Raw genomic sequence first — 12,798 nt, 5'->3', positions numbered from 1 at the left:
GCCATGAAACCTCTGCTGACTGCCCTGCTCCTCGTCCTGCTCGGTGCCCCCGCGGCCTTCGCCGCCGACCTCGGCTACCCGCTGGACGCGCCCGCCCCCGACGGCCGCCGCCCCGGCGGCACGCTGGCCGAAAGCCGCCCCGCGCCGCCGCTGGCGGCCGAGGAAAACAAGGACCTGAAACGCGAGCGCAACTACCCCGAGCAGCCGCCGACCATTCCCCACAGCATCGTCGGCTATCGCATCGACAAGGACAGCAACAAGTGCCTGTCCTGCCACAGCCGCGCCAACAGCGCGCGAACCCAGGCGGTGATGATCAGCATCACCCACTACATGGACCGCGACGGCCAGCCGCTGGCCGCCGTCTCGCCGCGCCGCTACTTCTGCGTGCAGTGCCATGTGCCGCAACAGGACGTAAAGCCGCTGGTCGACAACCGCTTCGAGAACATCGACCAGATCCTCGAGAAAGAAGCCGCCAATGCGGCGCGCAAACCCTGAGGGAGGCCGCATGAAAGCACTCATCGCCTGGCTGGCCGGTTACTGGCGGGTCCTGCGTCGTCCCAGCGTGCATTTTAGCCTGGGCTTCCTCACCCTCGGCGGCTTCATCGCCGGGATCGTCTTCTGGGGCGGCTTCAACACCGCCCTGGAGGCGACCAACACCGAGACCTTCTGCATTTCCTGCCACGAGATGCGCGACAACGTGTTCGTCGAACTCAAGGACACCATCCACTACAGCAACCGTTCCGGAGTCCGCGCCACCTGTCCCGACTGTCACGTGCCACACAAGTGGACCGACAAGATCGCGCGCAAGATGCAGGCCTCCAAGGAGGTCTGGGGCAAGATCTTCGGCACCATCAACACCCGCGAGAAATTCCTCGACCACCGCCGCGAGCTGGCCGAGCACGAATGGGCGCGGCTCAAGGCCAACGATTCGCTGGAATGCCGCAACTGCCACAACTTCGAGTTCATGGACTTCACCCGGCAGAGCGTGCGCGCGCGGCAGATGCACTCCACCGCCCTGGCCAGCGGCGAAGCCACCTGCATCGACTGCCACAAGGGGATCGCCCACCACCTGCCGGACATGACCGGGGTGAAGGGCTGGTAGCGCCGCCCGCGGACCGGGCGGCGCGGCGCAATCAGGGCTGGGCGCCCTTCAGCGCCTCGAGGATCTTGCGCCCGGCGCGACCGTCGGCCGGGGTCAGGCCGAGGCGCTTCTGCTCGGCCTGGATCGCCTTGCGCGTGCTGGTGCCGATCAGCCCGTCGGCCTCGCCGATGTCGTAGCCGCGCGCCAGCAACGCCTTCTGCAATTGCTTGCGCTCGAGCCGGCTGATGCCCGGGTCGTCGGTCGGCCAGGACGCCACCAGGCCGCTGCCGCCGCGCAGGCGGTCGGAAAGCAGGGCAATGGCCAGCGCGTAGCTTTCCGCGGCGTTGTAGGAATAGATCGCATCGTAGTTGCGATAGACCAGGAAGGCCGGGCCCTGGGCCCCGGTCGGCAGGAGAATCGCGGCCTTCTCGTCGCCGCCCGGCAGCGGCTGGCCGTCGGCCCGCTTCACCCCGCGGGCGACCCAGGCCGACAGCGGCTGGCGCTTGCCGCGCCCGGCCAGGCTGGCGGGGAAGTCGGCCGGCACCTTCACTTCATAGCCCCACGGCTGTCCCGTGCGCCAGCCAGCCTTCTTCAGGTAGTTGGCGGTGGAACCGAGGGCATCCGGCACGCTGCCTACCAGGTCGCGACGACCGTCGCCGTCGAAGTCCACGGCGATCCGCGCGTAGGTCGATGGCATGAACTGGGTATGGCCGAAGGCCCCGGCCCAGGAGCCGGTGATGCCGGCGTCGCGGATGTCGCCGGCCTGCAACAGCTTCAGGGTGGCGAGGAACTCGCCCTGGAAGAACGACTGGCGGCGCCCGTAGCAGGACAGGGTCGACAGCGAGGTCAGCAGCGGACGCTTGCCGAAGATCCGCCCGTAGTCGCTTTCCACGCCCCACACCGCCACCACCGTGTACTTGTCCACGCCGTAGCGCGCGGCCACCTGGTCGAGCAGCTTGTCGTGCTGGGCGAGCATCGCCTTGCCATCGCTGACCCGCTGCTCGTCCACCAGGCCGGCCAGGTAGTCCCACAGCGGGGTGGTGAACTCCGGCTGCGCGTCGAGCAGGTCGAGCACGCTGAGGTCGGCCTGCAGGCCGCTGGTGAAGCGCTCATAACTGTCGGCGGAAATGCCCTGCGCCTGGGCCTTCTTCTGCAGGCCGGCGAGGCAGGAAGGGAAGCTCGAGGCGTCGGGTTGCGCCAGGGCCAGGGCGGGTAGCAGGGCCAGCGAGGAGAGAAGAAGGCTGCGCATGGGGTTTCCTTGTACGGTGAACGGTCATCCATGGCACCGGCGGGCTTCCCCCGGCGCCGAAGGCCTGGTGGCCTGTACGGTTGACTCGGTGATCGGCGTTCGACTGGTCGAGTCAGCCACACGGGCCACTAGCCTACCGTCCCGCCGGGTGCGGCGCCATCTCCGCCCTGAAAGGCGGGTGAAACCTTGCTCGGGCAGACTGGCGACGGAATACGCATGCCGGGTGTCTCGCGGCCGATCCGCCGCGTCACATCCGTGCCCGAACGCGCTGCGCCACCCGCGCGTCCGTTTTCCGGGCACTGGCCGGGCGTTCGCCTGTCCAAGCAGTGTTCCCCGCCTCCGTCCACAAGCCGGAGCCGGCCCCGACGGTCCCAGACCACCGCAGGAAAGCCGGGCGGCCGCCACCCGCCACCGCCCCGGGCTTTCCACCCTCACTACACGTTTCGGAGTACAACCTTGATCCACTGGTTGAGCGACCCGACGTTCTGGACAGCCCTGCTGCAGATCGTCGCCATCGATATCCTCCTGGGCGGCGACAATGCCGTAGTCATCGCCCTCGCCTGCCGGCACCTGCCGGCGCACCGGCGCAAGCAGGCGATCTTCGGCGGCGTCGCCGGCGCCATCCTGATCCGCATCCTGCTGCTGTTCTTCGCCCTGCACCTGCTCGACCTGCCCTACCTCAAGGCGATCGGCGCGCTCCTGCTGCTGTGGATCGGCATCAAGCTGCTGCTGCCGGAGGAGGAGGACGGCGACGACATCAAGGGCAGCACCCACCTGCTCGGCGCGATCAAGACCATCATCATCGCCGACGCGGTGATGAGCCTGGACAACGTCATCGCCCTGTCCGCCGCCTCGGCCGGGGATTTCTTCCTGGTCTCCCTGGGCGTGCTGATCAGCATCCCGATCATCGTCTGGGGCAGCCAGCTGATCCTGCGCCTGATCGACCGCTTCCCGCTGATCATCCTCTTCGGCGGCGGCCTGCTCGGCTGGATCGCCGGCGGCATGCTGCTCACCGACAGCGCGCTGAAACCCTGGCTGGCGCCCTACGCGCAATGGGATTCCTACCTGCACTACGGTGCGGCGGCCTTCGGCGCGCTGTTCGTGATCCTCCTCGGTAGCCTCCTGGCGCGCCGCCAGTTGAAGCAGCGGCATGCCGCGCCGACGGCCGCCGCCGAAAGCGAAGGCCGCTAAGAGCGACGGGGCGCCCAGGGGCGCCCCGTCCTCTTTCTCCGTCTCAGATATTGGTGCTCGCCGGGATCCGGCTCGGCAACAGGTACTCGTAGGGCCTGCGGCGCGCCTGGTTGCGCGTGCGAATGGTCGCCTCGATCTCTTTCAGACGTGCCTGGAAGCGCTCCAGCGGGCCGCCGCTGGCGGTCACCCGCCTGTCCGAGAACACCGGCGCGTAGGGGAACCCGGTCTGCCGGTAGTCGCCGAGGCGACCGTGGTAGACCGAACCGAGCAGGTGATAGATGTTCACCTTCTCCAGCGCCACCAGGGTCGGCGGCATCATCTTCAACCAGTCGGCCTCGCTCTTGCCGCTCGGCGAGTCCGGTGCCGGCGCCGCGCTCATGGCGCAGATCGCTGGCGCGTAGGTCATCATCGAAGGCTGGGGAAAATTGACCGCCGCATGCTGCGCGGAGGCGGTGAAGATCACCATGGTCAGCACCTCGACCAGTTGGCTGCGACCGGTGATCGGGCGGAACCCGGCCACCTTGCCGCTGCCGATCACTTCGCCGACCCAGGCCGCCAGTTCGACGTCACCGATGACGTCGCCGTCGCTGGCGTAGTACACCGCCACGTAGTCGGCCGCCCACTGGCGGATCGCATTCCACACCAGCAGGCCGTCGTCGCGGTAGGGGTAGTCCGGTAACGCGGCCGGGTCGTCGACGTTCCGCGCCTTCAGGCTCTCCGGCAACATGCCGCGGTAGAAGTCGAACCCCAGCCGGTTGCCGCCGGCGGTGGCCTGGGTGTCCTGGATCGGCGCGGCGAACATCACGTCGATGAAGCCCGCGCTGGGCAACAGGATCCGCGCCGCCCCCTCGTTGATGAACAGGGTGCCCTCGAAGTGCGGGGCGAGCAGGACGTGCAGCGGATGGCTGGGCGCCAGGGTGCGCTGGGTGGCCAGGCAGAACGCCTCGCTCACCAGGTGGGTCTGGGCCAGGTGGACGAACATCTCGTGGTAGTTCTCCTCGGCGACCTGGACCACCGTCTTGGCCATCTGCCAACCCCAGTACAGATCACTCTCCGACTCGGCGGGACGCACGAACATCGGATGGGTAGCGGGGTCCTGGCCGCACTGGATGGCCACCGGCAATAGCCTCGCCCGATCCTTGCCAAGGGCGAACAGGGCGATCGGCGCATAGGCGAAGCCCGTCCCGGTGAGCAGTTTGTCCACCGCTCCCGACGGCGCCAGCTTGCCCAGCTCGGCGTAGTCCAGCAGGTACAGGCGGCGGCTGGCGGCGGCCTCCAGCAAGCTGTCGTCGGCGCCCATCACCCGGCGGAACTGCTCTTCGCCCAGCGGAAAGTTGGCCGGCAGCGCATCGACGCGGCGGATCAGCAGCGGATTAGGCCCGGCCACCCGCCAGTAGGCGAACGCTTCGTCGTCACGGAAGCTGTCGGCGACCTCCGGCAGGCGCAGGGTGCCGAACACCGCGCGGAAGCGATTCAGGCCGTCGCCCTGTCCACCCTGGGTAACCAGGTTGCTGGCGCTCTTGAGGATGTCGTCGACCAGCAGGCCGACCCGCGTCAGCAAGGCGATCACCCGCGTCTGCAATTCCGTGAAGCGCAGCAGCAGGCTGCCGGCCGCGGCCGGATCGTTCTTCGCCTCCTCCAGCAACGCCTCGTGGACCTGGCGCGCCGCTTCCAGATCGCCGCTGAGCCCGGCGGCGATCCGCTCGAACTGCGCGGCGGCCGACGCCGGCAACGAGGCGACGAAATTGACGATCAGCTCGACGATCACCCCGGCGGTCTTCAACAGCCAGTCGACATTCGGCAACTCGCCCAGCGGCACCGAGCGGGCCATCGGCACGCCTTTGACATTGGCGAAGTTCTCGGTCCAGACATATACCAGTTTCTTGCTGGTCAATACCGCACGCCGCGCCAACTTTCCGGCCAGGTTGTCATATTGCGGCAAACTCGGCGGAATCAGGTTGTCCAGCAAACTTCGCGAGGCATCGATAGATCGCTGTTGTTCCGCCCCGAGGTATTTCAAGGGCGAAAAGAATATCGAGTCATTGGCCAGTGCGGTTCCACTCAGGGCGACACCCGACAAGAGCACACTCCTGCGTTTCATATCATCGACTCCATCAATGCATTAACCAGGAACGACTCGATGCCTGAGCATCGAATCGCTCTTTCAACAGGTTGCGATCAGCTGTAAAGCCCTTCGCCGCTTTCCTTGTTGTAATGCAACGGAACATTGTGGTTGTCGGTCCCGCCGAGAATCTTGCCGACGGTGATCGCCGCCACCGAAGGCACCTGGAAGGCCAGCAGGTCGACCAGCTCGTGGGTACGGTTGAGGCCGATGGCGCTGGCCGCGTTGCCGATGCTGGAGAACAGCGGCGAGTTCAGGAAGGAGTTGGCCGCGTAGACGCCATTGATGATGGCATCGCCCAGGAAAGTCCCGGCGCCAGAAACTTGTTCGATTTCACCCACACTTAGAACCGCCAGGGCATTCACCTGATTTTTCATGTCTGAATCTCCACGTATTCAAATGATCGAAACGAATGGTTCTCGCTGAAAACAGCAAAGAAACCTGTACGTCCGAACTTCTTCGGAACGTGGAGAAAGCAATAGCGAGAGGGAAAATCGGCAATAAGCTGACGCTTCGCACAGTTGACAGGAAAAGCCTGAAACAATAGTTATCCACAATAATTATTGACGGCAAACTTTTGACTTGCAAAGAACTACGCCGGACAACGGCAATAGCCGATTTTATCCCGCCAGGCCTCGACCCATTGTGCAAACCCGGCAGGGCGTTGCGCAGAACGTGGCATTTATTCGGGGCGATCCGCCAAGGCGATTTCATGTACTGAAGTACCAGAATCAGCGGATCGTGAGACCTATTTCCCCTTGGAACGATACGGATATTTTTTCCCGCGCCCGGTTTCCTCTCTTCCGCGCCTGCCAGATCTGGCAGTTGCAAAATGCCACGGCAACGCGCAGTCCGCGGCGCAGACGCCTCGACCGCTCATTGATGGCTAACGCGCAGCTCGCTGAACGTCGCCCGCCCGCCCTCGCTGGACGGCCCGCGGTTGTCCTGTAGATAGAGTCCGGCCTTGAAATAGAGGCCCTGGTAGGCCCACTGCGGGTCCAGTTGCTGCTCCAGGGCGCTGCCATTCACCGACACGCTGAGCAATCCGCTGCGAGACACGCCGATGCGGTAGCTGAACGACTGGCCGAGAGGAATCCCGTCCATCAGCGTGTAGGCCCTGGTCCCGCCATCGTCCGGCCGCTCGCGGACCAGCGCCTGGACCCGCCCCTGGTCGAGCCGCAACTGGTAGAGCAGCTTCACCAGAGGCGCGGCCTGGCCGCTATTGCTGCCATCGCTGTGGATCTGGCCGATGATCATGCGCCGGGTCGAGGGCACCGCCTCGATGCTCAGGGTCGCCTCCAGCCAGTTGTCGGCCCTGGCGTAACGCCAGTTGTAGGGCCTGCCGCTGGACAAGGTCTCGCGCAACTCGCTGCGCGGAAACTCGCTGTTGCGCGTGTGGCTGCCGTTGACCGGCACCCAGAAGCGAATGCCGTCGGCGGTGCGCTGGAAATAGTCGCTGCGGTAGTCGCGCTGCAATTGGCTGGTGGAGATGGTGATGGCCGGGCGGCCCTGGGGAATGGTCAGGTTCCAGGTACTCAGGTCAGGCATCCAGACGGTGTCCTAGCGAGGGGAAGGGACTCGCCCATAGGGTAGATGAGCGGCGCACCCTTTGCCTGGCCGAATGGCCCACGTTTGAGCGGCGCAAGGCCGGCACCGAGGGTTTTCCCCGCGTCCCGCGCACAAGCGTCTATCTTGATCGGGGACCCTTTCACGGAGAGATGCCATGCGCCTGTTCTGCGCCCTGCTGCTCATCGCCTGCGCCGCCAGCGCCCAGGCCGCTATCCAGACCCGCGAGATGCCTTACCGGAGCGCAGACGGCACGCGCATGGTCGGCTATTTCGCCTACGACGACAGCAAGCCGGGGATCCGCCCTGGGGTCATCGTGGTCCACGAATGGTGGGGGCTCAACGACTATGCCAAGCGCCGCGCCCGCGACCTCGCCGAACTCGGCTACAGCGCCCTGGCCATCGACATGTACGGCGAAGGCAAGCACACCGAGCACCCGCAGGACGCGATGACCTTCATGCAGGCCGCGACCCGGGATGCCGACGCCGCCAAGGCGCGCTTCCTCGCCGGCCTGGAACTGCTGAAGCGGCAACCGCAGACCGATCCCAGCCAGATCGCCGCGATCGGCTACTGCTTCGGCGGCAAGATCGTCCTCGACATGGCCCGCCAGGGCCTGCCGCTGGCCGGCGTGGCGAGCTTCCACGGCGCCCTCGGCACCGCCACCCCGGCCAGCAAGGGCAGCGTCAAGGCGAAGATCCTGGTGGAGCACGGCAGCGCCGACAGCCTGGTCCCGGCCAAGGACCTCGACGCCCTGAAACAGGAACTGAGCGCCGCCGGCGCCGACTACCGGGTGGTGATCCAGGACGGCGCCAAACACGGCTTCACCAACCCCGACGCCGACGCGCACAAGGGCCACGGCCTGGACATCGGCTACGACCGCCAGGCCGACCGACGCTCCTGGGCAGACCTGCAGGCGTTCCTCAAGGACATCTTCGGGCAGGGTTGAACCCAGCGCCGACGCATAAAAAAACGGGAGTCCCCGGAGGGACTCCCGTCTTGAAAGGTCGAGACAGGACAGTATCCCGTCATCAACAAACAACCTCACCTGCATTCCACTGGAATGCGCGGCGCAGTCTGTCAAAACCGGGCCTTGCGGTCCGTTTTCCTTTGTTGCGCTTTTGCAATCTTGTGTAAGCGTCGCGTGACTGGTGGGCCACGTCGGGAACCGGCACAATGCGCGCCATGAACGACCGTCTCCCCTCCTTCTGCACCCCGCTGGACGACCGCTGGCCGCTGCCCCTCGCGCTGCCCGGCGTGCAACTGCGCAGCACCCGCTTCGACCCGGCGCTGCTGCAACCCGGCGACTTCGCCCTGGCCGGCATCCAGCCGCCGGCGAACATCCTCCGCGCGGTGGCCAAGCGCCAGGCCGAGTTCCTCGCCGGGCGCCTCTGCGCACGCGCCGCCCTGTTCGCCCTCGATGGCCGCGCCCAGACGCCGGCCGTCGGCGAGGACCGCGCACCGGTCTGGCCGGCCGCGATCAGCGGCTCGATCACCCATGGCGACCGCTGGGCCGCCGCCCTGGTGGCGGCGCGCGGCGACTGGCGCGGGCTCGGCCTGGACGTGGAAACCCTGCTCGAAGCCGAACGGGCGCGCTACCTGCATGGCGAGATCCTCACCGAAGGCGAGCGCCTGCGCTTCGCCGACGACCTGGAGCGACGCACCGGCCTGCTGGTGACCCTGGCGTTCTCGCTGAAGGAAAGCCTGTTCAAGGCGCTCTATCCGCTGGTGGGCAAGCGCTTCTACTTCGAACATGCGGAACTGCTGGAATGGCGCGCCGACGGCCAGGCCCGGCTGCGCCTGCTCACCGACCTGTCGCCGGAGTGGCGCCACGGCAGCGAGCTGGATGCCCAGTTCGCCGTGCTCGACGAACGCCTGCTCAGCCTGGTGGCGGTCGGCGCCTGATCAGGCGTTCCCCGGCGTGCGCCGCGACGGCCGCAGCGCGCGGCCTTCCGCCAGGCGCTCGACGGCGCGGGCGGCGGCGACCATGCCGAAGGTGGCGGTGACCATCATCACTGCACCGAAGCCGCCGGCGCAGTCCAGCTTCACCCCTTCGCCGACGAAACTCTTCGACTGGCACACCGTGCCGTCCGGCTTCGGGTAGCGCAGCTGCTCGCTGGAGAACACGCAGGGCACGCTGTAGGTGCGCCCCGGCGTGCGCGAGAAGTTGTAGTCGCGGCGCAGGGTGGAACGCACCTTGGCCGCCAGCGGGTCGTTGAAGGTCTTGTTCAGGTCGGCGACCTGGATCTGCGTCGGGTCGACCTGGCCACCGGCGCCGCCGGTGGTGATCACCGGGATCTTGCGCCGCTTGCACCAGGCGATCAGCGCGGCCTTGGCGGCCACGCTGTCGATGCAGTCGATCAGGTAGTCGAAGTCGACGATGTACTCGGCCATGGTCTCGCGGGTGACGAAATCGGCCACCGCGTGGACCCGGCAGGCCGGGTTGATGGCCCGGATGCGCGCCGCCATCACCTCGACCTTGGCCTTGCCCACCGAGCCTTCGATGGCATGCACCTGGCGGTTGGTGTTGGTCACGCAGACATCATCGAGGTCGAACAGGGAAATCTCGCCGACGCCGCTGCGGGCCAGCGCTTCCGCCGCCCAGGAACCGACCCCGCCGATGCCGACCACCGCGACGTGGCTATCGGCCAGGCGTTGCAGCCCCTCGCGACCGTACAACCGGCCGATACCGCCGAAGCGCTGTTCATCCACCTGCATCACCAACCACCTCTGAAACCGAATCGCGGATTGCCGCGCGCATTATAAAAAGCCGCGGCCGCCGCGTCGCCTGCGTTCTTACGGCTCGTCGCGCAGGCCGGACTAGACTTGCAACAGACCCGCCGGCCCGGCGCCTGTACACCCCGGGGGGTGCGGGGTAGCATCCGCCGCCCCGTGTTCAGCGAAACATCCGGAACCTGGTTTCATCTCTATGTCTTCACGCAAGATCGGGCTCAACCTGGTGGTAATCGTCGCCCTGGCCGCCCTCTTCACCGGCATCTGGGCCCTGTACAACCGTCCGGTCAGCGTACCGGACTGGCCGGAACGCATCTCCGGCTTCTCCTTCTCGCCGTTCCGCCTCAACCAGAATCCGCAGAGCGGCCGCTACCCCAGCGCCGAACAGATGCGCGCCGACCTGGAACTGGTCGCCCGGCACACCCACAGCATCCGCACCTATTCGGTCCAGGGCGCGCTCGGCGACATCCCGGCGCTGGCCGAGGCGTTCGGCCTGCGCGTCAGCCTGGGCATCTGGCTCGGCCCGGACCTGGCCGGCAACGAGGCCGAGATCGCCCGCGCCATCCGCATCGCCAACGAGTCGCCGAGCGTGGTGCGGGTGATAGTCGGCAACGAGGCGCTGTTCCGCCGCGAGGTGACGGCGGAACAGTTGATCGCCTACCTCGACCGGGTCCGCGCGGCGGTCAAGGTTCCGGTGACCACCGCCGAACAGTGGCACGTCTACCGCGAACACCCGGAACTGGCGCAACACGTCGACCTGATCGCCGCCCACGTCCTGCCCTACTGGGAGGCTACGCCGGTGGCCGACGCGGTGGACTTCGTGCTCGAACGCGCGCGCGAACTCAAGGCCGCCTTCCCGAGGAAGCCGCTGCTGCTCGCCGAGGTCGGCTGGCCGAGCAACGGGCGCATGCGCGGCAGCGCCGAGGCGACACCCGCGGACCAGGCCATCTACCTGCGGCGCCTGACCAACGCGCTCAACGGCGAAGGCTACAGCTACTTCGTCATCGAAGCCTTCGACCAGCCCTGGAAGGTCAGCGCCGAAGGCTCGGTGGGCGCCTACTGGGGCGTCTACAACGCCGACCGCAAGGCCAAGTTCAACTTCACCGGGCCGGTGGTGCCGATTCCCAAGTGGCGCGCCCTGGCCATCGCCTCGGCGGTACTCGCGGTACTCGCCTTCACCCTGCTGCTGATCGACAGTTCCTCGCTGCGCCAGCGCGGGAGGACCTTCCTCGCCGTGGTCTCGTTCGCCTGCGCCTCGGTGCTGGTGTGGATCGCCTACGACTACAGCCAGCAGTACAGCACCTGGTTCAGCCTGACCGTCGGCGCGTTGCTGGGCGTCGGCGCGCTGGGGGTGGTCATCGTGCTGTTCACCGAGGCCCACGAGCTGGCCGAGGCGGTCTGGACGCGCAAGCGGCGCCGGCCATTCCTGCCGATCACCGCCGCGCAGGCCTATCGGCCCAAAGTGTCGATCCACGTACCCTGCTACAACGAGCCGCCGGAACTGCTGAAGCAGACCCTCGACGCCCTTGCCCGCCTCGACTACCCGGACTACGAAGTCCTGGTGATCGACAACAACACCCGCGACCCGGCCGTCTGGCAGCCGGTCGAGGCGCACTGCGCGCGCCTGGGCGAGCGCTTCCGCTTCTTCCACGTCGCCCCGCTGGAAGGCTTCAAGGCCGGCGCGCTGAACTTCGCCCTGGCCCACGTGGCGGCGGACGTCGAGGTGGTCGCGGTGATCGACGCCGACTACTGCGTCGACCCCGACTGGCTCAGGCACATGGTGCCGCACTTCGGCGACCCGCGGATCGCCGTGGTGCAGTCGCCGCAGGACTACCGCGACCAGCACGAGAGCGCCTTCAAGCGGCTCTGCTACGCCGAGTACAAGGGCTTCTTCCACATCGGCATGGTCACCCGCAACGACCGCGACGCGATCATCGAGCACGGCACCATGACCATGATCCGGCGCAGCGTGCTGGACGAGCTGAGATGGCCGGAATGGTGCATCACCGAAGACGCCGAGCTGGGCCTGCGGGTGTTCGAGAAGGGCCTGTCGGCCGCCTACTTCGAGCGCAGCTACGGCAAGGGGGTGATGCCCGATACCTTCATCGACTTCAAGAAGCAGCGCTTCCGCTGGGCCTACGGCGCGATCCAGATCATGAAGCGGCATACCGACGCCCTGCTGCGCGGCCGCGGTCCCGACGGCAGCCGCCTGACCCGCGGCCAGCGCTACCACTTCGTGGCCGGCTGGCTGCCGTGGATCGCCGACGGCCTGAACATCTTCTTCACCCTCGGCGCGCTGCTCTGGTCGGCGGCGATGATCATCGTGCCCAAGCGCGTCGACCCGCCGCTGCTGATCTTCGCGATCCTGCCGCTGGCCCTGTTCGCCTTCAAGGTCGGCAAGATCCTCTTCCTCTACCGGCGCACCGTCGGCGTCGACCTGCGCGACTCGTTCTTCGCCGCCCTCGCCGGCCTGTCGCTCTCGCACACCATCGCCAAGGCGGTGCTGTACGGCTTCGTCACCCGCGGCATCCCGTTCTTCCGCACGCCGAAGATGCGCTCCAGCCACGGCCTGCTGGTGGCCCTGGCGGAGGCCCGCGAGGAAGTCTTCGTGATGCTCCTGCTGTGGGGCGCGGCGGCCGGCATCGTGGCGGTTCAGGGCGTGCCGAGCCGCGACCTGCTGATCTGGGTCGCCATGCTCCTGGTGCAATCGTTGCCCTACCTGGCGGCGCTGGTCATGGCCTTGCTCTCGTCGCTGCCGAAACCGCGCGAGGAACTGGCCGGCGGCGCCGAGCAGATCGGCGGTTGAGGTCGGGCGAGGCGTCGGGACGGCCGGCCCCGCTCGCCTAAACGGCGTCCCTT

Annotated in this window: 11 protein-coding genes; 6 read left to right on the top strand and 5 right to left on the bottom strand. The window is 67.1% G+C overall.

What is annotated here, in order from left to right; genetic code table 11:
- Positions 1-3 precede the first annotated feature (3 nt).
- Both LT948_RS02650 and LT948_RS02645 read left to right on the top strand, forming a co-directional pair.
- Positions 4-495 (top strand): nitrate reductase cytochrome c-type subunit, encoded by a 492-nt coding sequence (locus LT948_RS02650; protein WP_003082414.1) that lies wholly within the window; start codon positions 4-6, stop codon positions 493-495.
- A gap of 10 nt (positions 496-505) precedes the next feature.
- A complete protein-coding gene (locus tag LT948_RS02645; RefSeq protein WP_003082412.1) occupies positions 506-1,102 on the top strand; it encodes a cytochrome c3 family protein in 597 nt (198 codons plus the stop codon).
- Between the two features lie 31 nt (positions 1,103-1,133).
- Here LT948_RS02645 and LT948_RS02640 read toward each other — a convergent pair whose 3' ends face one another.
- Positions 1,134-2,330, bottom strand: a complete 1,197-nt coding sequence (locus LT948_RS02640) for a lytic murein transglycosylase (protein ID WP_003133821.1) — start codon at positions 2,328-2,330, stop codon at positions 1,134-1,136.
- 456 nt (positions 2,331-2,786) lie between these two features.
- Between LT948_RS02640 and LT948_RS02635 the strand changes: the two genes are divergently transcribed.
- The gene (locus LT948_RS02635; protein WP_009315477.1) at positions 2,787-3,521 is read left to right on the top strand and encodes a TerC family protein; all 735 of its coding nucleotides are present in this window, start codon (positions 2,787-2,789) and stop codon (positions 3,519-3,521) included.
- 43 nt (positions 3,522-3,564) lie between these two features.
- Here the strand turns inward: LT948_RS02635 and loxA are convergent, their stop codons facing one another.
- The 3 genes from loxA to LT948_RS02620 form a co-directional block, all read right to left on the bottom strand.
- Complete coding sequence (gene loxA / locus LT948_RS02630) at positions 3,565-5,622, bottom strand: lipoxygenase LoxA (protein WP_023099838.1); 2,058 nt, start codon at positions 5,620-5,622, stop codon at positions 3,565-3,567.
- 77 nt (positions 5,623-5,699) lie between these two features.
- Complete coding sequence (locus LT948_RS02625; protein ID WP_003082401.1) at positions 5,700-6,020, bottom strand: hypothetical protein; 321 nt, start codon at positions 6,018-6,020, stop codon at positions 5,700-5,702.
- A gap of 499 nt (positions 6,021-6,519) precedes the next feature.
- Positions 6,520-7,191, bottom strand: coding sequence for a polysaccharide lyase family 7 protein (locus LT948_RS02620; RefSeq protein ID WP_019486594.1), 672 nt, complete (start codon positions 7,189-7,191; stop codon positions 6,520-6,522).
- 175 nt (positions 7,192-7,366) lie between these two features.
- Between LT948_RS02620 and LT948_RS02615 the strand changes: the two genes are divergently transcribed.
- On the top strand, positions 7,367-8,155 hold the full coding sequence (locus LT948_RS02615; protein ID WP_019486595.1) for a dienelactone hydrolase family protein: 789 nt from the start codon (positions 7,367-7,369) through the stop codon (positions 8,153-8,155).
- A 227-nt stretch (positions 8,156-8,382) separates the two neighbouring features.
- Positions 8,383-9,111, top strand: a complete 729-nt coding sequence (locus LT948_RS02610; RefSeq protein WP_023092105.1) for a 4'-phosphopantetheinyl transferase family protein — start codon at positions 8,383-8,385, stop codon at positions 9,109-9,111.
- Here the strand turns inward: LT948_RS02610 and tcdA are convergent, their stop codons facing one another.
- The gene (tcdA, locus tag LT948_RS02605; RefSeq protein ID WP_003086553.1) at positions 9,112-9,924 is read right to left on the bottom strand and encodes a tRNA cyclic N6-threonylcarbamoyladenosine(37) synthase TcdA; all 813 of its coding nucleotides are present in this window, start codon (positions 9,922-9,924) and stop codon (positions 9,112-9,114) included.
- A 211-nt stretch (positions 9,925-10,135) separates the two neighbouring features.
- Here tcdA and ndvB point away from each other — a divergent pair, with 211 nt between their 5' ends.
- Positions 10,136-12,745 (top strand): glycosyltransferase NdvB, encoded by a 2,610-nt coding sequence (gene ndvB, locus LT948_RS02600; RefSeq protein ID WP_033995925.1) that lies wholly within the window; start codon positions 10,136-10,138, stop codon positions 12,743-12,745.
- Positions 12,746-12,798: the final 53 nt, after the last annotated feature.

This window comes from Pseudomonas sp. CP-1 (assembly GCF_021213715.1).
GTDB classification, from domain to species: Bacteria; Pseudomonadota; Gammaproteobacteria; order Pseudomonadales; family Pseudomonadaceae; genus Pseudomonas; species Pseudomonas aeruginosa.
The sequence above is the reverse complement of the archived record's forward strand: the minus strand, read 5'-3'. Positions and strand labels throughout refer to the sequence as shown.